At 51.7% G+C, this 23,987-nt stretch carries 15 protein-coding genes and 1 tRNA gene; 10 read left to right on the forward strand and 6 right to left on the reverse strand.

Translation table 11 applies throughout. The features are described 5' to 3' along the window. Nucleotides 1–2 precede the first annotated feature (2 nt). Entirely contained in the window at nt 3–1,460 is a 1,458-nt protein-coding gene (pepD, locus tag AC2T6E_RS18010; RefSeq protein WP_010427902.1) for a cytosol nonspecific dipeptidase, read from the reverse strand. Nucleotides 1,461–1,720: 260 nt separating this feature from the next. Between pepD and gpt the strand changes: the two genes are divergently transcribed. The 3 genes from gpt to crl all read left to right on the forward strand — a co-directional run bounded on the left by gpt (nt 1,721) and on the right by crl (nt 3,987). After that, entirely contained in the window at nt 1,721–2,179 is a 459-nt protein-coding gene (gpt, locus tag AC2T6E_RS18015) for a xanthine phosphoribosyltransferase (RefSeq protein WP_010427903.1), read from the forward strand. A gap of 104 nt (nt 2,180–2,283) precedes the next feature. Beyond that, nucleotides 2,284–3,528: an esterase FrsA gene (gene frsA, locus AC2T6E_RS18020; RefSeq protein ID WP_325839861.1), complete on the forward strand. Its 1,245-nt coding sequence runs from the start codon at nt 2,284–2,286 to the stop codon at nt 3,526–3,528. A gap of 57 nt (nt 3,529–3,585) precedes the next feature. Continuing rightward, nucleotides 3,586–3,987, forward strand: coding sequence for a sigma factor-binding protein Crl (gene crl / locus AC2T6E_RS18025; protein ID WP_010427905.1), 402 nt, complete (start codon nt 3,586–3,588; stop codon nt 3,985–3,987). 110 nt (nt 3,988–4,097) lie between these two features. On the opposite strand, the gene phoE is transcribed toward crl, so the two are convergent. Beyond that, nucleotides 4,098–5,150, reverse strand: coding sequence for a phosphoporin PhoE (gene phoE, locus AC2T6E_RS18030; RefSeq protein ID WP_010427906.1), 1,053 nt, complete (start codon nt 5,148–5,150; stop codon nt 4,098–4,100). Nucleotides 5,151–5,454: 304 nt separating this feature from the next. On the opposite strand from phoE, the gene proB reads away from it, so the two are divergent. The 3 genes from proB to AC2T6E_RS18045 all read left to right on the forward strand — a co-directional run bounded on the left by proB (nt 5,455) and on the right by AC2T6E_RS18045 (nt 8,010). Next, nucleotides 5,455–6,558 carry a glutamate 5-kinase gene (gene proB, locus AC2T6E_RS18035; protein ID WP_089598125.1) on the forward strand — a complete coding sequence of 368 codons (1,104 nt, stop codon included), beginning with the start codon at nt 5,455–5,457 and terminating at the stop codon, nt 6,556–6,558. Between the two features lie 11 nt (nt 6,559–6,569). Further along, nucleotides 6,570–7,823 (forward strand): glutamate-5-semialdehyde dehydrogenase, encoded by a 1,254-nt coding sequence (proA, locus tag AC2T6E_RS18040; RefSeq protein ID WP_486692731.1) that lies wholly within the window; start codon nt 6,570–6,572, stop codon nt 7,821–7,823. A 111-nt stretch (nt 7,824–7,934) separates the two neighbouring features. Further along, nucleotides 7,935–8,010, forward strand: a tRNA-Thr gene (locus tag AC2T6E_RS18045). 385 nt (nt 8,011–8,395) lie between these two features. Here AC2T6E_RS18045 and zorD read toward each other — a convergent pair. From zorD to zorA1, 4 genes are read right to left on the reverse strand one after another with little or no spacing between them, the layout of a single operon-like run. Beyond that, complete coding sequence (gene zorD / locus AC2T6E_RS18050; protein ID WP_486692733.1) at nt 8,396–11,638, reverse strand: type I Zorya anti-phage system protein ZorD; 3,243 nt, start codon at nt 11,636–11,638, stop codon at nt 8,396–8,398. Then, a complete protein-coding gene (zorC, locus tag AC2T6E_RS18055; protein WP_427353922.1) occupies nt 11,638–13,320 on the reverse strand; it encodes a type I Zorya anti-phage system protein ZorC in 1,683 nt (560 codons plus the stop codon). Before zorC ends, zorD begins: the two co-directional genes overlap by 1 nt. Continuing rightward, a complete protein-coding gene (zorB1, locus tag AC2T6E_RS18060) occupies nt 13,317–14,057 on the reverse strand; it encodes a type I Zorya anti-phage system protein ZorB1 (RefSeq protein ID WP_008501873.1) in 741 nt (246 codons plus the stop codon). Before zorB1 ends, zorC begins: the two co-directional genes overlap by 4 nt. 14 nt (nt 14,058–14,071) lie before the next feature. Beyond that, nucleotides 14,072–16,261 carry a type I Zorya anti-phage system protein ZorA1 gene (gene zorA1 / locus AC2T6E_RS18065; RefSeq protein WP_486692736.1) on the reverse strand — a complete coding sequence of 730 codons (2,190 nt, stop codon included), beginning with the start codon at nt 16,259–16,261 and terminating at the stop codon, nt 14,072–14,074. A gap of 332 nt (nt 16,262–16,593) precedes the next feature. Between zorA1 and AC2T6E_RS18070 the strand changes: the two genes are divergently transcribed. The 4 genes from AC2T6E_RS18070 to AC2T6E_RS18085 are packed head-to-tail and all read left to right on the forward strand — an operon-like array spanning nt 16,594 to nt 23,983. Beyond that, nucleotides 16,594–18,303 (forward strand): class I SAM-dependent DNA methyltransferase, encoded by a 1,710-nt coding sequence (locus AC2T6E_RS18070; RefSeq protein ID WP_427353920.1) that lies wholly within the window; start codon nt 16,594–16,596, stop codon nt 18,301–18,303. Beyond that, nucleotides 18,293–19,684: a restriction endonuclease subunit S gene (locus tag AC2T6E_RS18075; RefSeq protein WP_427353919.1), complete on the forward strand. Its 1,392-nt coding sequence runs from the start codon at nt 18,293–18,295 to the stop codon at nt 19,682–19,684. The genes AC2T6E_RS18070 and AC2T6E_RS18075 overlap by 11 nt, the downstream gene beginning before the upstream one ends. Further along, nucleotides 19,677–20,852, forward strand: coding sequence for a DUF4268 domain-containing protein (locus AC2T6E_RS18080; RefSeq protein WP_427353918.1), 1,176 nt, complete (start codon nt 19,677–19,679; stop codon nt 20,850–20,852). Before AC2T6E_RS18075 ends, AC2T6E_RS18080 begins: the two co-directional genes overlap by 8 nt. Then, the gene (locus AC2T6E_RS18085; RefSeq protein ID WP_427353917.1) at nt 20,852–23,983 is read left to right on the forward strand and encodes a type I restriction endonuclease subunit R; all 3,132 of its coding nucleotides are present in this window, start codon (nt 20,852–20,854) and stop codon (nt 23,981–23,983) included. The genes AC2T6E_RS18080 and AC2T6E_RS18085 overlap by 1 nt, the downstream gene beginning before the upstream one ends. The last annotated feature ends 4 nt before the right edge of the window (nt 23,984–23,987 follow it).

Below are 23,987 nucleotides of genomic sequence, written 5' to 3' on the forward strand. Positions count from 1 at the left end.
TATTACTTAGCAGGAATCGCTTTCAGCAGTTCAGTCAGCAGCGTCCAGTAATGGCCGACGCTTTCGATATGAACCTGCTCATCCGGTGAGTGCGGACCGGTGATGGTTGGCCCGATAGACACCATGTCCATGTCAGGATACGGCTTCTTGAACAGACCGCATTCCAGACCGGCGTGGATAACCTGAATGTTCGGGGTGCTGTTGAACAGACGCTGATATGTTTCACGCACCAGTGCCATGACCGGAGAGCTTGCGTCCGGCTGCCAGCCCGGGTAGCTGCCTTTCGCGGAGGTTTTTGCGCCCGCCAGCGTGCCCAGAGACTCCAGCATGCTCACTACGTACTCTTTACCGCTGTCGATCAGGGAACGGATCAGGCAGATGATCTCTGCGCTGTCGTCGCCCATGGTCACCACGCCCACGTTCAGGGAGGTTTCTACCACGCCTTTTGCAACGTCAGAGTTGCGGATCACGCCGTTTGGCGTCGCGTTCAGCAGCTGAACGAAGGTGTCGCGAGACTGCGCGGTCAGGGCGGCTTTATCCGTGGTCACGGATTCCAGCACTACGGTCAGGTTCTTCTCTTTCTCAGAAAGTTCGTTTTTCAGGATATCGAGATAAACGCTGGAGAGCTTTTTCAGCTCGTCTGCTTTTGCCGCAGGAACGGCTACGGTGGCGAAGGCTTCGCGCGGGATCGCGTTGCGCAGGGTACCGCCGTTGAAGTCGACCAGACGCAGATCCAGCTCAGCCGCGTGACCCGCCAGGAAGCGTGCCAGTAGTTTATTGGCATTACCGAGACCCAGATGAATATCGCCGCCGGAGTGGCCGCCTTTCAGCCCTTTCAGCGTCAGCTTGAAGGTCTGGTAGCCTGCGGGAATCGCTTCACGAGACAGCGGCAGGGTAGAAATGAAATCAATCCCGCCCGCGCAGCCCATGTAGATCTCGCCTTCTTCTTCGGAGTCGGTGTTGATCAGGATGTCCGCCTGCAGCCAGTTGGCCTGCAGACCGAACGCACCGTCCATGCCTGCTTCTTCGGTCATGGTCAGCAGCACTTCCAGTGGACCGTGCTCAACGCTGTCGTCGGCCAGCACCGCCAGCGCAGAGGCCATACCGATGCCGTTATCCGCGCCCAGGGTGGTGCCGCGCGCTTTCACCCACTCGCCGTCGATGTACGGTTGAATCGGGTCTTTAGTGAAGTCGTGAACGGTATCGTTGTTTTTCTGCGGAACCATGTCCAGGTGCGCCTGCAGCACAACCGGTTTACGGTTTTCCATGCCTGCGGTGGCAGGCTTGCGGATCAGAATGTTGCCAACCTGGTCGCGCTCGGCGTGCAGACCTTTTTCCTTCGCCCAGCCCATAATGTGTTCGGCAAGCTGTTCTTCATGGTAGGAAGGGTGTGGAATGGAACAGATTTTGGCAAAAATATCCCACAGCGGTTGTGGAGATAATTGAGACAGTTCAGACACGATAAGTCTCCTTGTCGATGCGCTGCAAACTGGGTTGCAGGTCACAGGGTTAGCAGGTTAATAGTTACCACAAGACAGGCTTGCGAGATGCATCTGAGAATACCACTTTCTCCGACGGCGGGTAGCATAAAGCATGTAAAAACTCAGGCTTGGGGCGCTAAACACTGGTTTTTAGTGCGTCAGATCTCTATAATCTCGCGCAACCTATTTCCCCCTCGAACACTTTTTAAGCCGTATATAAACAGGCTGGGACACTTCACATGAGCGAAAAATACGTCGTCACCTGGGACATGTTGCAGATTCACGCACGCAAACTGGCTGCGCGTCTGATGCCTTCCGAGCAGTGGAAAGGCATTATTGCCGTTAGCCGCGGCGGTCTGGTACCGGGGGCGCTGTTGGCACGTGAGCTGGGTATTCGTCATGTCGATACCGTATGTATCTCCAGCTATGACCACGACAACCAGCGCGAGCTGACCGTGCTGAAACGCGCGGAAGGCGACGGTGAAGGCTTCATCGTTATTGACGATCTGGTCGATACCGGTGGTACCGCAGTGGCTATCCGTGAAATGTATCCAAAAGCGCACTTCGTCACGATCTTCGCAAAACCGGCGGGTCGCCCACTGGTTGACGATTACGTGATTGATATCCCGCAGGATACCTGGATTGAACAGCCATGGGATATGGGCGTGGTCTTCGTACCGCCTATTTCAGGCCGTTAATCCCAGTACGTAACTTTACACGCCCGGCAATGCCGGGCGTTGTTCTTTTTATCCTGCCACGCGTTACAATGGACGTTATATGACGTATCCATGGAGGCAACGCAATGACGCAGGCGAATCTCACCGAAACTCTCTTTAAACCCCGTTTCAAACACCCTGAAACGTCGACGCTGGTGCGTCGGTTTAATCCGGGGACCATGCCTGCCGTCCAGTCTGCGTTAGACGGTAAAAACGTGCCCCACTGGTATCGCATGATTAACCGCCTGATGTGGATCTGGCGTGGTATCGATCCGCGTGAAATCCTTGACGTGCAGGCGCGTATCGTCATGAGCGAATCTGAACGGACCGACAGCGAGCTTTACGATACGGTGGTGGGCTATCGCGGCGGCAACTGGATCTATGAATGGTCGAAGCAGGCGATGCTCTGGCAGCAAAAAGCCAACCAGGAAGAGGATGCCACGCGCAGCGGCAAGCACTGGCTGCATGCGGCCAATCTCTACGCCATTGCCGCGTACCCACATCTGAAAGGTGATGAACTGGCGGAGCAGGCCCAGGCGCTGGCGAACCGTGCTTACGAAGAGGCGGCGCAGCGTTTGCCGGGCCAGATGCGCGAGCTTGAGTTCAGCATTCCTGGTGGCGCACCCGTCACCGGGTTCCTGCATATGCCGGAAGGCGAAGGCCCGTTCCCGACCGTACTGATGTGCGGCGGGCTGGATTCCCTGCAAATTGATTATTACAGCCTGTTTGAGCGCTACTTCGCACCAAAAGGGATCGCGATGCTGACGCTCGACATGCCTTCTATTGGTTTCTCGTCGAAGTGGAAATTGACTCAGGACTCGAGCCTGCTGCACCAGCATGCGCTTAAAGCACTGGAGAATATTCCCTGGGTTGACCATACCCGCGTGGCGGCTTTTGGCTTCAGATTTGGGGCGAACGTTGCGGTGCGTCTGGCCTATCTTGAATCTTCGCGCCTGAAGGCTGTGGCCTGTCTGGGCCCGGTGGTTCACGCGCTGCTCAGCGATCCTGCCCGTCAGGGCAGCGTGCCGGAAATGTACCTTGATGTGCTGGCCAGTCGTCTTGGCATGCATGATGCATCAGACGAAGCGCTGCGCGTTGAGCTCAATCGTTACTCGTTAAAAACGCAGGGGTTGCTGGGACGCCGCTGCCCAACGCCGATGCTGTCAGGTTTCTGGAAAAACGATCCGTTCAGTCCGGAAGAAGAGTCGCGCTTAATCACGTCGTCATCTTCGGATGGCAAGTTGCTTGAAGTGCCATTCAGCCCGGTGTATCAGAATTTTGACAAGGCGTTAAAAGAGATTACACGCTGGATCGCGCAGAGATTGTGTTAATAGATTGCTAAATTTTGATGGTTTGGTAAAACAGTGGCTTCACAAAAGGAGATCGCAATGACGTTACCGAGTGGACATCCGAAAAGTAGACTGATCAAGAAGTTCATGGCTCTTGGCCCGTATATTCGAGAAGAGCAGTGTGAAGAGAATCGCTTTTTTTTCGACTGCCTGGCTGTTTGCGTCAACGTGAAGCCTGCACCCGAAAAACGTGAATTCTGGGGCTGGTGGATGGAAATGGAAGCAGAGGAAAAACGCTTTACCTACAGCTACCAGTTTGGCCTGTTTAACAAAGACGGTTACTGGCAAGCGGCGCCTATTAAAGATCAGGAAGTGATCGACCGCCTGGAACATACGCTGAAAGAGTATCTCGGCAAGGCTAGCGCGCTGCTGGCAACGCTGGATCTGAAGCTGGAGCCTGCGGATGATTTTTCCAGCGAGGCGGTTAAGCTGACCGCCTGATAGTCTTCTCCCTCTCCCTGTGGGAGAGGGCCGGGGTGAGGGCACCAGACCGCATTAATCCCCGACAATAAAAAAACCGGCATCAAGCCGGTTTTTTTATTTCCACAAAATCAGAACTGGTACGTCATACCCAGCGCGACGATATCATCGCTGCTTACACCCAGTTTATTGTCGTCATCAATCTGGTTGATTTTATAATCAACAAACGCGGACATGTTTTTGTTGAAATAATAGGTTGCGCCCACGTCGATATATTTCACGATATCTTCGTCGCCAATGCCTTCGATGTCTTTGCCTTTAGATTGAACATAGCCAACGGATGGACGCAGTCCAAAGTCAAACTGATATTGCGCAACCACTTCGAAGTTTTGCGCTTTATTCGCGAAACCACCGGAGATTGGGGCCATATTGCGGGTTTCTGAATAGATAGTAGCCAGATAAATATCATTGGCATCATATTTCAGACCGGTTGCCCAGCCTTCGGCTTTTTTACCTTCACCGCGCGTCAGCAGGTTCTGCTCGTTGGTGCGATCGGAGTTAGCATAAGCACCGATGACAGAGAAATCGCTGCCGCCGAAGTCATAGCTCAGAGACGTACCGAAGCCATCCCCGTTCTGCTTTTTCACGTCGCGGTTTTCATTTTTGCCCTGGTATTGCAGGGTCATATCCAGACCGTCCACCACGCCAAAGAAGTCGGTGTTACGATAGGTGGCAAGACCGGAGGCACGCTTGGTCATGAAGTTGTCGGTTTGCGCCAGACCGTCGCCACCGAACTCAGGGAACATATCGGTGTAGGATGCAACGTCATACAGCGCCCCGAGGTTACGACCATAATCCAGAGAACCAAAGTCTTTTAATTTAAGACCGGCAAACGCCAGACGCGTTTTCTGAGAGGAGTCGCTCTCTGCTTTGTTTCCGGCAAATTCTGCTTCCCAACGGCCATAGCCCGTCAGCTGATCGTTAATCTGCGTTTCACCTTTAAAGCCGAAACGCACGTAAGTCTGGTCACCGTCTTTAGCGTCATCATCACTGAGGTAGTGCATTGCTTTTACTTTGCCGTACACGTCCAGTTTATTACCGTTCTTATTATAAACCTCTGCTGCGTGAACAGATGCGGAAGCCACAACGCCCATTACCACTAATGCCAGAGTGCTCTTTTTCATTTTCAATCCTGAGTTTTATATACGCGCTAATATTCGCTGAACGCTAAGCCGACGCTTATGTTCCGTGAAAAAACAGGAAGGGTTTTATCGTCCGCGGGTGAACGTTTTATGACAATTTAAGAATATGTTTAAAAAAGTATGTTTTAATTTTTCAGTAATAAAATTGTCAAAATCAGCCGCTACGCTTCCTGATCCCGCGCAACAAAGTGTTTTGCTTTGTGCTAAGGCAGTTGGCAACGGGGCTGAGTCCTGTTAAAACGTTCGTTCGACATCATTTTCCCTTATCGTTGAACGGCAGAGAATCATGAGTGACAGCCAGACGCTGGTGGTAAAACTCGGTACCAGTGTGTTAACAGGCGGATCGCGCCGCCTTAATCGCGCCCACATTGTTGAGCTTGTACGTCAGTGCGCTCAGCTACATGCCGCAGGGCATCGTATTGTTATCGTGACCTCCGGGGCGATTGCCGCCGGGCGTGAACATCTGGGTTACCCCGAACTCCCCGCGACGATAGCCTCTAAACAGCTGCTGGCCGCCGTGGGACAAAGCCGACTCATTCAACTCTGGGAGCAGTTGTTCTCTATCTATGGTATTCACGTCGGGCAGATGCTGCTGACGCGTGCGGATATGGAAGACAGAGAGCGTTTCCTGAACGCGCGCGATACGCTGCGTGCGCTGCTGGACAACAATATTGTTCCGGTCATTAATGAAAACGACGCCGTGGCCACCGCTGAAATTAAAGTGGGTGATAACGATAACCTCTCTGCGCTGGCGGCGATTCTGGCCGGTGCCGATAAACTCCTGCTTCTGACCGATCAGCAGGGGCTGTTCACCGCCGACCCGCGTTCTAACCCGGAAGCTGAACTGATTACCGATGTTCACGGCATTGACGATGCCCTGCGCGCCATCGCCGGTGACAGCGTTTCAGGCCTAGGAACCGGCGGAATGGGCACCAAGCTGCAGGCCGCCGACGTCGCGTGCCGTGCCGGTATCGACACCATCATTGCTGCGGGCAGCCGTCCGGGCGTGATTGGCGACGTGATGGAAGGCATCTCTGTCGGCACCCGCTTCCACGCCCAGGAATCCCCGCTGGAAAACCGCAAACGCTGGATATTTGGCGCGCCGCCTGCTGGCGAACTCGTCGTCGATGAAGGGGCCACTGCCGCGATTCTGGAACGAGGGAGTTCATTACTTCCTAAAGGAATTAAAAGCGTGACAGGCAACTTCTCCCGTGGTGAAGTGATCCGCATCCGTAGCCTTGAAGGCCGCGACATCGCCCACGGCGTAAGCCGCTATAACAGCGACGCGCTGCGCCGCATCGCGGGCCACCATTCGCAGCAAATCGATGCCATTCTTGGCTACGAGTATGGCCCGGTTGCCGTACATCGCGATGACATGATTATTCGTTAAGGAGCCAGAACATGCTGGAACAAATGGGCGCAGCCGCGAAGGCCGCCTCTTACAAACTGGCGCTCCTTTCCAGCCGCGAGAAAAACCGTGTGCTGGAAAAAATCGCTGATTATCTGGAAGCACAGTCCCAGGAAATTTTGCTCGCCAACGAGCAGGATCTGCTGGAAGCCCGTCGCAACGGTTTGAGCGAAGCGATGCTTGACCGTCTGGCGCTGACGCCGGCACGCCTGAAAGGCATCGCCGACGATGTCCGTCAGGTCTGTAATCTGGCCGATCCGGTAGGGCAGGTCATTGATGGTGGGCTGCTCGACAGCGGTTTACGTCTTGAGCGCCGCCGCGTGCCGCTCGGCGTGATCGGCGTCATTTACGAAGCCCGCCCAAACGTCACCGTTGACGTCGCCTCTCTGTGCCTGAAAACCGGTAACGCCGCTATTCTGCGCGGTGGAAAAGAGACATGGCGCACCAACGCCGCGACGGTGAAAGTCATTCAGCAGGCGCTCGAAGAGTGTGGCTTACCGGCGGGGGCCGTACAGGCGATCGAGAGCCCGGACCGCGCGCTGGTCAACGAAATGCTGCGCATGGACAAATACATCGACATGCTGATCCCACGCGGTGGCGCTGGCCTGCACAAGCTGTGCCGCGAGCAGTCGACCATTCCGGTGATCACCGGCGGTATCGGCGTGTGCCATATCGTGGTCGACGACAGTGCGGAGATTGAACCGGCGCTGAAGATTATCGTGAACGCAAAAACCCAACGTCCAAGCACCTGTAATACGGTAGAAACGCTGCTGGTGCATCAGGATATTGCGAACACCTTCCTGCCAGCTCTGAGCAAGCAGATGGCAGAGAGCGGCGTGACGCTGCACGCCGACGCCAACGCGCTCGCGCTGCTTAAAGATGGCCCGGCTAACGTCGTTCCCGTCAACCCGGAGCAGTACGACGACGAATTCCTGTCGCTGGATCTGAACGTGAAAGTGGTTGCGGATCTCGACGACGCCATTGCGCACATTCGTGAACACGGCACCCAGCATTCGGACGCGATCCTGACGCGCACGCTTCGCAATGCCGATCGCTTCGTGAACGAAGTGGATTCCTCCGCGGTGTATGTGAATGCCTCCACCCGCTTCACCGACGGTGGACAGTTTGGTTTGGGCGCAGAAGTGGCGGTCAGTACGCAAAAACTGCACGCGCGCGGTCCGATGGGACTCGAAGCGCTGACCACGTACAAGTGGATCGGCTTCGGTGACGATACGATTCGTGCGTAAATAATCACGGGTGATGCAAAAGTAGCCGTTTGATTCAAAAGGGCATTGACGCATCACCCGGATAGATCTAACCTTTTGCCCCGTGGTTACACTCGTAACCGGCCTCTCAGGGCCGATATAGCTCAGTTGGTAGAGCAGCGCATTCGTAATGCGAAGGTCGTAGGTTCGACTCCTATTATCGGCACCATCTTTTTCAGATAATTACTTCACATTCAGGTATACGACGTTCTCTTCTTGTGCCGTATTTGAGAAATTGCGACCAATAATCGTGTCAATTTGCGCGTTTGCTCTGTCATATGGCCAATTAATAAATGAGCGTATCGTTGACCGCTACTGTAAACCATTATCACATCGGCACGTATAATACGTCACACGCTATTGTGTTGGATGCCGATCCTGATGGTCTATTGTGATTGCCGATTAATCAATCTTCAGAATATTAATGATAAATTTAACCTGCTGTGGCGATTTTTGTTATCTCTGCATTTACAACACATCTTGTGGAGGTGTTCAGCAACAGGTTTTGGCTTTGAAATAAACCTAAGCATCTTTTTAGTGCAAAATTCGAGCAGTCATGTCCCTTTTAAAATGTTCTCAAAATCAGCGCTGCTTAGATCCGGTGCAGAGCACAACATATCCCTCGCCAATGCCCGGCGACGCTGAAGGAGTTCGTCTAGCGTTTCTTCAAACGTCGTGATTTCAGAGTCCATTACGGTTGGATAATAAACATACACATCCTTTGTCTGGCCGATACGGTAAGCGCGGTCAGTTGCCTGATCTTCTTTGGCCGGATTCCAGCAGCGGGTGAAATGAATAACGTGGTTGGCTTTCTGCACGTTAACCCCAAACCCAACCGCGACGGTGGAGAGAATAATCACGCCAAAGCCTAGTTGGGACTGGAAATCATCAATCAATCGCTGACGGCTATTTTGACTCTGACTTTTAGTGCTGGTATCGCCATTGATGATGACCGGACGGAAACCGAATCGTTGCTGAACAGCACGTTGAATTTCTCGCTGGAGATCGCGCAGCTCGGTAAAGATAATCACTTTATCTTTGCTGGTATGCTTAATTTCATCCAGTGTTTTCAACATCCAGTTTAGCTTGGGCGACCCTTCCTGATAACGAGGCTCAGGATTAACAACTGCCGGGTGCGCGCAAATGAGTTTAAGGCGATGTAATAACCCTAACATCCCCGCACTTGCCTGCTGCATGCCCTCACTCAGTGCTTGCTGTTGTTGCCAGTTAGCGATTGAAGAAAGATACAGTTGCTTTTGCGGGCCAGAAAGCGGCAGTTGCTTACAGCTGGTGACTTCGATTTTTTGCGGCAAATCACGCGCAACCTCTTCTTTAGTCCGGCGTAATGTCTGGGGTTCAATCAACGCTCGTAAACTTTCAAGCTGCCCTGTATCCCGACCCGCTTCGTTCTCTATAGGGCGAACATAGTGTTTGCCAAATTCATTGAGTGCGCCTAACAGGCCAGGCTGTGCGAAATCAAAGAGGCTCCACAGGTCTACAAGTGTGTTTTCAACAGGCGTGCCGGTACATGCCACTTTGAATCTTGCTTGTATCGCATTGGCTGCATGAGTGATTAATGCCGCCGGGTTCTTTATTTTTTGTGCCTCGTCGCAGACCATGATGGACCATGGCTGGCGTGCCAGGGAGAACTCTTGATCGCGAAGCGTCTCGTAGGTTGTCAGAATGATTTTCGCCTCACCCTGCCAGCCGGGTTTGAGCAAATTTTTGATCCCCTGACTTTGGAGATGAGCAGGAATCGCTTGTTTCGGGTATTTCACCGCTTTGATAGTGTCGCCATACAATTTCATCACCGAAATCCCGGAGGTGTAGAAGAAATTGTCGAGTTCACGCTCCCAGTTATCCAAAAGAGAGACGGGGGCAACGATGAGACTTGGTGGCTCGTCAGGGAATTTTTCAATGAACCACACCAGGAAGCTCAGGATCTGCAGCGTTTTCCCCAGCCCCATATCATCCGCGAGCAGGCAACCTGCAGTTTCCTGAGGTGAACGAAGGAAAAGCTGCTGAAGCCAGGCCACACCTTCACGCTGGTGGTCTTTGAGTCGGATGTGCTCTTTCAGGCTCAGTGGAATTTCAGGTTCAGCATGGCGTGCATTGAGGAGTGAATTTCGGCGCTGTTTAATGTAAACCGCTTCTTCAATATTCTGTTCAATTTTGAGCACTGCCCGGGCTGCTTTTTCAGCAACATTGCTCTCTGATTCATGTGCTGCATTTTGCTGTTTTTCCCAGTTTTTACTGAAGGTTTTCGCCGCATCCAGTGGCAGTTCAGTCTCATTCCAGGGGGAGATGATATGCGTTTCGCCAGTTGCTTCAGCCTGGGTAATTCTCTCCTGCAGTTCATCGAAATGCTGTAGGTTATCAGGTTGCCAGCCATCCAGTGTTTCTACCGAAAATTCGGAGAAGTCGATGCCCTCAGGGAGCCAGTTTTCGCTTTGCGCCTTGGTCAGCCAAGGAGAGGATATTTTTTCGAACTCACCGATGCCAATGACCCGATCGCCATATTTGCCCAGATCCAGGACATCGTTAAATTCTTTACCTTCGACTTCCTGTTGCCAACGCAACAACAGCGACTGGCAATCATGCCATTGCTGTTCAGTGAATTGGCTCAGTTCCAGCTCGTAACCCTGCCAGGAACCCGCTGGCATTTGCGCTGCAACACTTATCCCTACGGCCTGAACAAATTTTTCCAGTTCCCATGGAGCCGAGAATAGGAATGACACCTCCGATTGCGGCAAGGGTGAGACTGGCTCCAGCACCAGCGTAATACTCTCTATCTTATTCTCATCATTGATCTGGGGGTGAAGCCTGAAGTGATGAAAGAATATACGGGCATCAACCAATGCCTGTTCGTGTTCCTCGGGGGCAATAACACTGGCGGCATCCTCACCCAGGAAAGTATAGGGATTGCGAACAAAGGAAAGCGCTTCACTTCCGGCAACCCGGCGACCGGGAATGGAGTGTATTGAATTCAGGACTTCTTTTACTTCAGGTGGGATGATGACATGGCTGAGCTCGCCGTTCTCTCCGGGAATACGATAGCTATCGTGGACCTGTGAGTTTTTGTCAAAACTGCCAAGCCAGTTAGCGGGTTGGTCCTCAAAGTGGGGTTCAATCTCGATAACGGCAGTATCAGCAATTGTCGCCTTACGCAGGCGTAACGACAATGAAGTGGGTTTGATGACATGCGTTTTTTCTAAATAATCATCAAATTTTGCAGCAGCCTGTTTTGCGCATTTGCGAATTGCAGCCCATCCCAGTTGGTTAGTGGTTTCGCCGGGAGCCTGAGTTTGTTGCATGCGTAGCTGCTCGGTTGCCTGCAAAAGCGCCCAGTTTTCTCGTGATAACAGGTGCTGATGGTTTTCATGAGTAAAAATAGCCCCGGTGCGGCTAAGACGGATCGATTGACGCATGGGAAACGTAGCCCATTCAGCAATCCAGATGCGGAAATCATTATCGCTTAAGGCTCCTCGCGAACTTAAACTTGCACGTAGAGGCAAAACCTCAGGCACGCCAATCAAAGGCAGACTGCTGGCATGCTCTTCATCTTCCAGCAGGCGATACAGCGATTCCCAGCTCAACAACCATCGGTCTGTTAGTGATATCAGATAGTCTTCTTCAGCCAGTTGCTCTAGCCAGGATGCCAGAGCCCAAAGCTCTGGGTCATCAACCAACGATTGCGGAAAACTGAGCCCGTTTTCTTCAGTCTGGTACTGATTCTTCAGGTGGCGTTCTATCTGCTGACGGTTTCCCGTCAGTTTACTTAACAGACGTTTCAGCATTATTTAATCCAGTAGCGATGCGGTTCTTTACTTACGGGTGCGAAGCCGAGTCGGAGTAACTCTCTTTCCGTTGTGTCATCCGGTATTTTGAGCTGGACAGACAGCACGCCACCTTTTTGCCGGTTATCACTGACGATGCATGAGGTATTTTCAACCAGGCGCTGTATTGCTGTATCCCGCAATGGATTGATGATTTTGATGTCAACTTGTACAGCTGAGGAGGGCACATTCTTGTCGACAAACTTGACGGGTTCTTCAGCCATCCAGCGGATACCCAGTTGGCGCAGTTCATCGTCGTATTTCAGCATCCAGCCAGTGATGCGGGTCTTGTTGTACCCTTCGGCTCGAGGGGTATGTGGAAGACGAAGAACATTACGGTGTTTGTCTTTTAATTGGATATTGATATCCAATGTATGTGACTCTGGGTTAAATGGAGCCAGGCCTACTCGGTAGGCATACATCGCGTTACCCGTCCCGGAAAATTCTACGAAGATATAATCGTTAATCTGCATGATCATCGCGTTATCAAAACTACGTCCACCGCGTAGATGGCTTAGCCTCCCACGATTCTCCTCGCGGAATTTCACAAAATCGCTTCCACGATCTTGCCAGGCATCTGGCCCCATCACGATACGGGTGAATCCCATCTGATTCGCGAAACGTAGCCAATAATACAGCCTTGCCTGATCGACATCGCCATTGCCGCGAAGCAGTTCAAAGAAGTGCATCAGGTCCTGTTTTGCTAACCAGCCACGCACCATTGCAGCGACAGGCTCAGAAACATACTGATGCCACTTATTCTGCTGACTCTTGAGCTGAGGGTTATCCCAGTATTCCAGGGCGGCCTGTTTCAGGGCGGAATGCGCTTGATCGCGATAGGTTGAATGATAGTAACGGGTTAACGTTGCCGTCATGATGTCATCGCGAAAACGTACCCACTGCGCCGCCAGGCCCAATAGCCAACTGATTTTGTCCAGATAGTGAGGATCGTCCAGAGTATCAAGCTGCGCTAACAGCACTGTGAAAATACGTTTCCACAACCAGCTGCTATCGGGTATTTGCGCTATTTTTTCTAATGATGATAAAGAGTTACTTTCACCGGAAAGCAACTGTTGGGATATCACACCGCCAGCCTGAGGCGTAAAAATGTCGTGATAAAACTCGATGGTTTTCATCCACGACTTTTCTCTGCGGATAGCGGCTTTTACTACGGGGTACCCCCTGGTGATATGACCACGCAGTACACACCAGTGCGGGTTTATTTCTGGCGATTCGTGTTTGTAGGCAAAATAACTTGAACAGAGTGCAGCCCAGTCCTTGCGTTTTAGTGTCCTGGATTCAATCTGTTTTTTGATAGCACTATCGACATGGGGAAAGAATGTATCATCCTCCAGTAATACTGGCCTGTCAGGGTAGAGCGGATCGGTATCGGCGAGGCCATAAAACACCATTCGCCACTCACGTTCGGTCAGTTCTTCTGCAAGACGAAAACGACGCAGCGCCGCCAGCCGCATTTCATGTGGCGGGGGGGGGATTTTCTCTGCTTTATCAAATCGCTTTTCCATCTCACGACCAGCAGAAGACAGAGCCTGGAAATCGTTACGCAGGTAATTGTCATCCTTCTGGCTGGAAGAGAGCTTCTCTGCAATACGTTGCGATAGAGAACTCAACGCGGGCGTCATTGCGGCATTACCAGCTGGCAAACTTCTTTATTCACAACGGGCGGGAAATCCACCTCGTCTGCGGCATCATGCTTATCTTTCAGACCGAAGAACTGCATACGCAACTCAACGCGGCGGCTGGCTTCTTTGCTCTCTTTCGCGTTATTAAAAGAGACGCCCCCCGCAAGGAAAAGCTTACGAATTTGGATCTGCTGTTCTGCAGAGATGCTTTTTTGCAGAGGACTGCGGCTATCGAGCAAACTGCACATGACCCATTCAGAACGCTGCAGGGAAAGATGGAGGTTGTAAAGGTACGAACCGTCGGTGTCGGTAAATCCTTCAATGACGATTTGTTTAAACCACTTTTTGCCTTCGTCACTGTCGGATGCCTCCAGCACAAGTGGAACGACATCCTGTAATGCTTTTTGCCCTTCAGCATTCAGGAAAAAACGGTTGTGGTCGAAACGACCCGCTTCACCAAAGCTGATGCGGTTATCGTGGCAATCCACCACGATGGTTTTGTTTACACTGCGGGCATGCAGCTCCAGGCGCTCACATAATCTGGCGATGTCCTGCCCCCTGACTTTTTCCCCTTGCTCCGCGCGTTGAATTCGTTGTGTGACGGAGCTTAGCGACGCGACCATCACCACCAGAAATAACACCATCATGGCGGTCATCAGATCGGCGTAAGAAATCCAGAAGGGCTTCTCAGCTTCATCACTGCGGCGCTTTTTAACGCCAAATGCATTCCCAAACATCAGCTGTCACTCCCTCAGGCACGCACGCGAGACAGTACATCATCAAGCTCGCTGACGCTTTCACCGATCTGCTCGACAGAGCTCGCAAGCAGAGTAGAGGCTTTCGCCATTTCGACGTCCAGTTTGCCCAGCGTCTTATCGAGACTGCGTGAAACACCTTCTGAGAAGTCTTCAAAGCCTTTCCCAAGCACATCGCTGACATTTTCCATAAAGGTCTGCGCTTCGCGGTTATAGCTCTGCAAGCGCTCTCCATGCTGTTTAAGATCGGTGATGAACTGGCTGCGGGTGGTTTGTTCAGACTGGGTATTTGCGGCGAGCAACTCCAGCATGGCAATGGATTTGCTGACAGCTTCCCGATTGTTTCGATAATCGGCCACCACAGAGGTGAGTTCGCTGGTGGCAAGGGAGAGCGATGAACCCGCCGATTGGGCTTTATTCAGTACGTCAGCCGTCAGGTGATTCGCTTCCGACACCTTATCGCCTGCGTGTTCAAAACGCTCGGCGGCAACACGCATTTTATCCGCGCCGTTTTGCATATCCTGAATCTGTCGGTTGGTCTGTTCTGCGAGTCTGTTCAGCGTTTCGGTGGTTCCCTGATGCTGACTAGCAACGGTTTCAATCAACTGTTTGATCTGATCGTCTACTTCACTCATCACACGCTGTGTCTGTTCGTGCAGAGACTGCTGGTTAGCCTGCTGATTTGCTGATATCTGTTGCTGACCCTTATCAATCTGACCAAACAGACTGCCCAACTGCTCCCCGAGTGCTTCGACAGAGGCCGCCATTTTCTCCATGGTTGCGCTTTGTCCCTGCTGCACTGAATTCTGAATGGCTTCAATAAAGGCGGACATATGTTCTGCCTGAGCTTTTTCCCGCGCTTCGCTATCGGCAAACATTTTCTCAAGCTGTCGTGCCATGCGCTCACCGGCACCTTCACCCTCAGCGCCAATTTTCGCAACAGAGGCTTGTAAACTGGTCAGCATGTCATTCATGCCTGCCTGCATGGCCTGCTGGCCCGATTTCATTTCAGAGAGGAGTTGTTCAATTAACTGCGCGCTACCCTGGCGGGAATCGTCGCTGACCTGACGCATATCCTGCAGCAGAGCGGAGAATCCGCTTTGCATCGTCTGGATAGCCCCGACGGTTTGCCCCATCATTTCGTTGAGATTCGTAAACTGCTGGCCAAAGGTGGTATCGAGCTTCGCCATAAATGCGGTCAGCACATCCTGCAGCATGTTCTGTACCATACCGCTTTGATCGCCGCTGGCGGTCTGAACCGCACCCGCAATTTTATCCAGCGGTGACTTCAGGCTATTTTCGATTGCGCCACTCACCTGATCGGCAAACTGTGCGCCAGATTCTCGGTAGGTGTTGCTTAATGTATTCGCGAGGCGTTCATTTTCAACTTTCTGGCTTTCGGCGAGATGCAGCAGCATGTCACGAAGATCGGTAACCAGGCTCTCTTTCAGATGACGCGCCTGGGTAGCACTTTCGTTGCTGGATTTCACCAGCGAGGCGAGGTATTCCTCCCCCACGCCGCTGTCATAGAGGGAATCAAGAGCAGCAGTGAATTGTTCAAGGCATTTGTAGCATTTCGCCAGATAAAATTTTTCTATCCAGGTGATGATGATTGAGAATCCGATCGCGAAAGCAGAGCCAAGGAATGCGTATAACACATCGTGCAGTAAATTATTGACACTGCTGGTAACCTGCTCCGGCGTGCTGGGGTCGAAGTGGTTGAGGCCAATCATCAGGCCGTAAAACGTACCGATAATCCCCACACCGGTCAGAATACCGGGCAGGTGTTTGAAGAATTCCGTATTGAGTGGAATATCGACTAACTGCTGCTCAGAGAAGTAGCTCGAGCTTGGCGCCGTGGCACGAATGCGGACGATTTTTTCTTCCCCACCTTCCAGCTCACTCTGCGGGTGTAACGTCTCTTCAAACTCATTCCACGCGTGTTTGAGTTCAGGGCGCTTAAAGAGATTTTGAAGATGGGCGAGCTGTTCCTCTGGGGAATTGCTTTTAATGCTATTAATTGATTGGGTGTATTTTTTCAGGCTGTTAACAATGTTAATGGCCCGGAATAAATAAAAGAAAATAAAGCAGGCAACGGCCAGGCTCACGATGCAGATTACGCTGAAGGGCACATAATGGGGCTCCACAGATGTAAGCGTCACTAAAAATGAATTAAGCCAGGACATATTTTTACCCGTTGAATATATTAATCAGCATTTAAATTACCATCGACAACAATCTGATTACCTTTAATCAAAATTTCTTTGTTGTGAAAGCCATCGCCGCGCCGCGATCCGCAAACAGCCCCACCCGTTCATGGGATGAGCGGTACATGCAGGGAGATTTAATGGAATGGCGGTTTAGTTTCCTATTATTTAGCGATCAAAAGCAAATTTCTTTACGTTGTTTCGTTTGTAATCATTAACGTTCCGGGTATCATTTTGCGAACTGCATTCCAAAACTGAATTTGCGATAAGGCATTTTTGCGCTTTCGCTGCGATCGACCTCGAGGATTTTCATGAACAACGCCGAACAACAGTTCCTGAACGAGCTGGATAATAAATTCTGGAAGGCCGCCGACAAGCTGCGCGCCAACATGGATGCCGCCAACTACAAGCATGTGGTGCTGGGGCTCATCTTCCTGAAGTATGTTTCAGATGCCTTTGAGGCCCGTCAGCAGGAGCTCATCACCCTGTTCCGCGATGTCGGTAACCCGGACAACATCTACGCCATGTCGCGGGAGGATTATGAGTCCGACGAAGAGTACGCACAGGCGATTGCCGATGAACTGGAGGTGGAAGATTACTACACCGAAAAGAACATCTTCTGGGTACCGAAAGCTGCGCGCTGGGACACGCTGAAAAACAAAGCCATGCTGCCAACCGGCACCGTGCTGTGGGTAGATGAAACCACCGGAAAGGATGTGACGTTGCGCTCCGTGTCCTGGCTGGTGGATAACGCGCTCGATGAAATCGAAAAAACCAACCCCAAGCTGAAAGGCATTTTGAACCGCATCAGCCAGTATCAGCTGGGCAACGAGGTGTTAACCGGACTGATTAATACCTTCTCGGATGCCAACTTTAGCAATCCGGAATATAACGGCGAGAAGCTCAACTTAAAGAGCAAAGATATTCTCGGCCACGTGTACGAGTATTTCCTCGGTCAGTTCGCGCTGGCGGAAGGTAAGCAGGGCGGACAGTACTACACGCCAAAAAGCATCGTGACCCTGATTGTCGAAATGCTCCAGCCCTATAACGGCCGCGTGTATGACCCGGCGATGGGCTCCGGCGGGTTTTTCGTCTCCAGCGACCGCTTTATTGAAGAGCACGCAGGCGAGAAGCAGTACAACGCCGCCGAGCAGAAGCAGAAGATTTCCGTTTACGGCCAGGAATCCAACCCGACCACCTGGAAACTGGCGGCGATGAACATGGCGATCCGCGGGATCGACTTTAACTTCGGCAACAAAAACGCCGATACCCTGCTGGACGACCAGCACCCGGATCTGCGCGCCGACTTCGTGATGGCTAACCCGCCGTTCAACATGAAGGAGTGGTGGAGCGCCAAGCTGGAAAACGACGTGCGCTGGAAATACGGCACGCCGCCGCAGGGCAACGCCAACTTTGCGTGGATGCAGCACATGCTCCACCACCTAGCGCCGAAAGGCTCGATGGCGCTGCTGCTGGCCAATGGCTCGATGAGCTCCAACACCAACAACGAAGGCGAGATCCGCCGTAACCTGATCGAAGCCGATCTGGTCGAGTGCATGGTCGCGCTGCCGAGTCAGCTGTTTACCAACACCCAAATTCCGGCCTGCATCTGGTTCCTGACCAAAGACAAATCCGGCGGTAACGGCAAAGCGCACCGTAAAGGCGAAGTGCTGTTTATTGACGCGCGCCAGATTGGCTATATGAAAGACCGCGTGCTGCGTGATTTCACCGATGAAGATATCGCCAAAATTGCCGACACCTTCCATAACTGGCAGGCGGATAAAGAGTACGAAGACGAAGCCGGATTCTGCTTCTCCGCAACGCTGGAAGATATTCAGAAAAACGACTTTGTGCTGACCCCTGGGCGTTATGTCGGTGCTGCCGAGCAGGACGAAGACGATGAACCCTTTGCTGAGAAGATGGCGCGACTGACGTCGCAACTTAAAGAACAACTGGAAGAGAGTGCGAAGCTGGAAGCGCAGATTAAGGCGAATCTGGGGGGGCTGGGTTATGAGTTTTGAGTTATATGAATACAAAATTGAGGATCTTGGTAAAGTTATCACTGGTAAAACACCGCCTTCCAAAATTAGTGATGCTTTTAGCGCTCAAGGTATTCCTTTTGTAACGCCAAAAGATATGGACGGTCGTAGACTTATAGATAAAACCGAACGGTATTTGTCTTCCCAGGGTATTGAAGCGGTACGGAATTGCTTACTGCCTCAAAATAGCATAGCGGTGTCCTGTATTGGATCAGATATGGGGAAAGCGGTTTTATTACCCGGAGAAAGTATTACCAATCAGCAGATAAATTCCATCGTGGTAGATTCAAAACGTTTTGATTACAAGTATGTCTATTATTATCTTTCAACTCTGCAGGATGAGTTCAAAGCAATTTCTGGAGGAAGTGCAACCCCCATTTTGAATAAGGGGCATTTCAGCCAATTTAAGGTTTCATTACCTATCAGACCCGTACAAGATAAAATCTCATTAATACTTGATTCCTTGGATGCAAAAATAGAAGTAAATACCGAAATCAACCAAACCTTAGAGCAAATGGCGCAAGTCCTGTTCAAAAGCTGGTTTGTCGATTTTGAACCGGTAAAAGCCAAAATTGCAGTGCTGGAAGCTGGTGGTTCGCAGGAAGATGCGACGCTTGCTGCTATGACTGCTATTTCCGGGAAAGATGCTAATGCACTGGTAGTTTTTGAACGTGAACACCCTGAATATTATGCCGAATTGAAAACCACGGCAGAACTGTTTCCGTCTGCGATGCAGGAGGGGGCGTTGGGAGCAACTCCTACGGGGTGGAAATTGGGCTGTATTGGCGATATTAGTCATCGTATAAGAACAAAAGTTGGCTCTACTTCAGCTGTTGTGCTTTCTGCTATTGCATCCGGGGATTTAGTCCCTTCCGACGAACATTTTACAAAGCAGGTATATAGCAAGTCCATTGAAAAGTATATACTGGTGGAGCAATGGTCTTTTGCATATAATCCATCCCGAATTAATATTGGTTCAATTGGATTAAATGTTAGGAATGTAAACGGAGCAGTTAGCCCAGTTTATGTTGTTTTTAAAACTGAGCAAGAGTACAAATGGTATGTTGAAATTCTGACAAAAACTACATATTTCAAAAACAATGTAAATATTTTGGCCAGCGGTAGTGTAAGACAGTCACTTTCTTATGATGATTTATCATCTATTCCTTTGTGTATTCCAGACGTTAGTATTGTTAATGTTTTCAATGAAAAGTACGAGGGGTACCTAACCTTTATCGAACAATATCGAAATCAAAATAATACGCTGATATCTATCCGTGACACCCTCCTCCCCAAACTCCTCTCCGGTGAAATCACCCTGCCGGAAGCCGAGCAGGCGGTAAGCGAGGCGGAAAATGTTTAAAGTCGACACGCCGACCAACAGCCTGCATTCCTTGCAGGAAGTGTCGTTCAGCAGCCTCGGTTTCCGTGAACGCGACCACCTGCAGGAGTGGCTGGCAAAGAATCCCCAAGCGTTAACCCGCGACAACGACGATGAGCTGCTGATTATCCAAAAAGAGTTCGCCGGTTTTGACGATACCAAAGAGCGCCTCGATCTGCTGGCGCTGGATAAAAAAGGCAACCTGGTCATCATCGAGAACAAGCTCGATGACTCCGGGCGCGACGTGGTGTGGCAGGCGCTGAAATACGCCGGGTACTGCGCCAACCTGCGTCAGGAGAGCGTGGTTGAGATCTTCCAGCTCTATCTGGATCAGTACGATCCCAACGAGAACCGCCAGGCAGCAGACGTCATCGCCGAATTTATGGGCTGGGAAAGCCTGAAAGAAGGGGTGCTCAATCGTAAAGGCACCCAGCGGGTCATCATGGTTGCGGCTAATTTCCGCAAAGAGGTAACTAATACCGCGCTGTGGCTGATGCAGTTTGGTATCCGGGCGCAGTGCTTCAAAGTGACCCCTTACCGTTTCGGTGAAGATGTATTTGTCGATATCCGCCAGGTGATCCCAACCCCGGAAGCAGAGTCGTACATGATCGGCATGGCGCAGAAAGAGGCGGAAGAACAGTCAACCTCCAGCAGTAGCGAACTGCAGCAACGCCATTATCTGCGCCGTGAATTCTGGACGATGGCGTTGGAAAAATTCCGCACCAGCCCCTGTTCACTGTTTAACAACCGTGCTCCCTCGACCGATCACTGGCTGGCCGCCGGGTCGGGTGTTAGCGGCGTGCCCTTTGAACTGATCTTTTCCCAGAAAGATGCTCGCGTGCAGCTCAATATTTCGCGCGGGGATGCACTGGAAAATACCTGGCTTTTTGAACGCCTTCAGGAACGCAAAACGCACATTGAATCGTTGTTTGGCGAGCCGCTTGACTGGCGTTTACTGCCAGAGCGAAAAAGCTGCCAGATCGTCTGTTCAAAGACGTTTGACGGCGGCAATAAAGAGATATGGCCTGCCATTATCGACTGGATGATGGATAGCATGAACCGTCTGGAAAAAGCGATCCGCCCGAGCCTGCTGGAACTGGCGATTGAGCTGAAACAGACCGGTATGATCACCGAGGGAGAGGAAGAGTAATGCTGAGCGAAGACGATTTAGAGCAGCAATGCCTGAAATGGTTTGCTGAACAGGACTGGGAAGTACTGCACGGGCCCGACATTGCGCCGGATGGCGACAACCCGCTGCGTGCTTCATTTCATGATGTGTTTCTGCGCCCGGTAATGCTGGAGCAGCTGCAAACCATCAATCCCCATCTCCCTGTTTCCGTGCTGGAGGAGGTGATACTGCGTATTGCCCATGCCCAAAGCCCGGATCTGGTCGTCAGTAACAAAGCATTCCACCACCTGTTGCTCGACGGTGTGCCCGTTGAGTACAAACGTGAAGACAAGACGGTTCACGATAAAGCGCTGCTGATGGATTTTAACCATCCCGGCAATAACCGCTTTATGGTCGTGAATCAGGTTGCTATTCAAGGGATAAAGCAGGTTCGTCGCCCGGATATCATTGGCTATATCAATGGCCTGCCGGTGGCGGTGATTGAGCTGAAAAGCCCAATTGATGCCAATGCCGATATCTGGGCTGCGTTTAACCAGCTGCAGACCTATAAAAACGAACTCAGCGACCTGTTTATCTGCAATGAAGCACTGGTGGTGAGCGATGGGCAGAATGCCCGTATTGGTTCACTGACTGCCGATGAGGAGCGTTTCCTACCGTGGAAAACCGTGGCTAACGAAGACGATAAACCACAGTTCGACTGGCAGTTGCAAACCGTCGTGAAGGGCTTCTTTAACCGTGCGCTTCTGCTCGATTACATTCGCTACTTTGTGCTGTTTGAGTCTGACGGCAAACGTTTGATTAAGAAGATTGCCGCTTACCATCAGTTCCACGCGGTGCGTGAAGCCGTCGCGGCCACGATTGTGGCGTCTACCGGCAAACATCTGCCGCTGCGCAGCAACATTACTCCGGGCAGTAAAAAAGCAGGCGTGGTGTGGCATACCCAGGGTTCCGGCAAAAGTATCTCCATGTGCTGCTACGCCGGGAAGCTGCTGCAACAGGCGGAGATGAACAATCCGACCATCGTGGTGGTGACCGACCGTAACGATCTGGACGGGCAGCTCTACGCGACTTTCTGCCAGGCGCAGGACTTGCTGAAACAGATGCCATTACAGGCCAACGATCGCGACGAACTGCGCGAGCTGCTCAATGCCCGTGAATCCGGCGGTATCATCTTTACCACCGTGCAAAAGTTTGCGCCGCTGGACAGCGAACAGAGCCATCCGGCACTTAATCAGCGCAGCAACATCGTGGTGATTTCCGATGAAGCGCACCGCAGTCAGTATGGCCTGAGCGCCACGCTCGACAGACAAACTGGCGTCTATAAATACGGCTACGCCAAACATATGCGCGATGCGCTGCCGAATGCGTCGTTTATGGGCTTCACCGGTACGCCAATTGCCTCTGAAGATAAAGATACCCGTGCCGTGTTCGGCGATTACGTCTCTATCTACGACATTCAGGATGCGGTTGATGACGGCGCGACGGTGCCGATTTACTACGAATCCCGACTGGCAAAACTCGACCTGAATCATGATGAGCTGGAAACGCTCTCCGACCAGGTGGATGAGCTGGTGGAGGATGAAGAGACGGGCCAGCAGGAGAAAACCAAAGGCGACTGGAGCCGTCTGGAAAAGCTGGTGGGTTCCGAGCCGCGCATCAAACAGGTAGCCGCGGATCTGGTTCAGCATTTTGAAACGCGCAATGCGGCCATGAACGGCAAGGCGATGATTGTCGCCATGAGCCGTGATATCTGCGTGAAGCTCTACAACGCTATTACAGAGATCCGCCCGGACTGGCACAGCACGGATGTTGAGCAAGGCGCTATCAAAGTCATCATGACCGGTTCCGCGTCTGATAAAGACCATCTCCAGCCGCATATCTACAATAAGCAGACCAAAAAGCGTCTTGAAGCCCGCTTTAAGGATTTGAACGATCCGCTGAAGCTGGTGATTGTCCGTGATATGTGGCTGACCGGATTTGATGCGCCGTGCTGCCACACCATGTATATAGACAAGCCGATGCGCGGCCATAACCTGATGCAGGCCATCGCACGTGTTAACCGCGTGTTCCGCGATAAACCCGGCGGGCTGGTGGTGGATTACATTGGTATCGCCAACGAACTGAAGCAGGCGCTAAAAACCTACACTGATTCGAAAGGAAAAGGGCAGACCACGGTGGATGCCCGCGAAGCCTTTGCCATTCTGTTGGAAAAAATCGACGTCATTCACGGGATGTTTGCACCCTCAGCAGGAAAACCCGGCTTTAGCTACGAAGGTTTTTCTCGCGATCCATTAGCGTTCTTGCGCGATGCCGTTAACTACATTTTGGGTCTGGATGACGGTAAAAAGCGCTACCTCGATGTCTCGCTGGCGATGAGCAAAGCCTGGTCGCTCTGTAACACCCTTGATGAAGCTGAACCCTTACAGGAGGAGTTCGCGTTCCTTTCGGCGGTCAGAGTGGGGCTTATCAAACTTGATCCGAAGGCAAAATTTAGCCAGTCGGAGAAAAACTCCCTCTTGAGCAAGATCCTCGATAACGCGGTTGTTGCTACTGGGGTTGAGGATGTTTTTGCCCTGGCCGGGTTGGATAAACCAAACATAGGTTTGCTGTCCGATGAATTCCTGGAAGAAGTGCGGGAGATGCCGCAGCGTAATCTGGCCGTGGAGCTGCTAGAAAAACTGCTCAATGACGGCATTCATGCACGTTCGGGTAATAACGTGGTACAGCAGAAGAAATACTCCGATCGCCTGAAAGCCGTACTACTCAAATACAATAACAGGGCGATTGAAACCGCACAGGTGATTGAAGAGCTGATCCAGATGGCGAAAGCGTTCCAGGAAGCGATGGCGCGCGATGATGCGCTGGGCTTAAATCCGGATGAAATTGCCTTCTACGATGCGCTGGCGGAAAACGAAAGCGCGGTGCGTGAACTGGGCGATGAAACGCTAAGAAAGCTGGCTATTGAGGTGACGCGGCAATTGCGTAAATCCACTACGGTTGACTGGCAGGTACGTGAGAGTGTGCGTGCGCGGCTCCGTATTCTGGTGCGCCAAACGCTGCGTAAATACAAATATCCACCGGACAAAACGCCTGGCGCCGTGGAGCTGATTTTGAAACAGGCCGAAGTGGTGTCGAACAGTTGGACGTCATAGCGAT

Source organism: Enterobacter sp. B79-1 (assembly GCF_057444735.1).

Coding starts and splice junctions, on each gene's coding strand:
- gpt (WP_010427903.1), top strand. CDS start 1,721: ATGAGCGAAAAATACGTCGTCACCTGGGACATGTTGCAGATTCACGCA.
- frsA (WP_325839861.1), top strand. CDS start 2,284: ATGACGCAGGCGAATCTCACCGAAACTCTCTTTAAACCCCGTTTCAAA.
- crl (WP_010427905.1), top strand. CDS start 3,586: ATGACGTTACCGAGTGGACATCCGAAAAGTAGACTGATCAAGAAGTTC.
- phoE (WP_010427906.1), bottom strand. CDS start 5,150: ATGAAAAAGAGCACTCTGGCATTAGTGGTAATGGGCGTTGTGGCTTCC.
- proB (WP_089598125.1), top strand. CDS start 5,455: ATGAGTGACAGCCAGACGCTGGTGGTAAAACTCGGTACCAGTGTGTTA.
- proA (WP_486692731.1), top strand. CDS start 6,570: ATGCTGGAACAAATGGGCGCAGCCGCGAAGGCCGCCTCTTACAAACTG.
- zorD (WP_486692733.1), bottom strand. CDS start 11,638: ATGCTGAAACGTCTGTTAAGTAAACTGACGGGAAACCGTCAGCAGATA.
- zorC (WP_427353922.1), bottom strand. CDS start 13,320: ATGACGCCCGCGTTGAGTTCTCTATCGCAACGTATTGCAGAGAAGCTC.
- zorB1 (WP_008501873.1), bottom strand. CDS start 14,057: ATGTTTGGGAATGCATTTGGCGTTAAAAAGCGCCGCAGTGATGAAGCT.
- zorA1 (WP_486692736.1), bottom strand. CDS start 16,261: ATGTCCTGGCTTAATTCATTTTTAGTGACGCTTACATCTGTGGAGCCC.
- AC2T6E_RS18070 (WP_427353920.1), top strand. CDS start 16,594: ATGAACAACGCCGAACAACAGTTCCTGAACGAGCTGGATAATAAATTC.
- AC2T6E_RS18075 (WP_427353919.1), top strand. CDS start 18,293: ATGAGTTTTGAGTTATATGAATACAAAATTGAGGATCTTGGTAAAGTT.
- AC2T6E_RS18080 (WP_427353918.1), top strand. CDS start 19,677: ATGTTTAAAGTCGACACGCCGACCAACAGCCTGCATTCCTTGCAGGAA.
- AC2T6E_RS18085 (WP_427353917.1), top strand. CDS start 20,852: ATGCTGAGCGAAGACGATTTAGAGCAGCAATGCCTGAAATGGTTTGCT.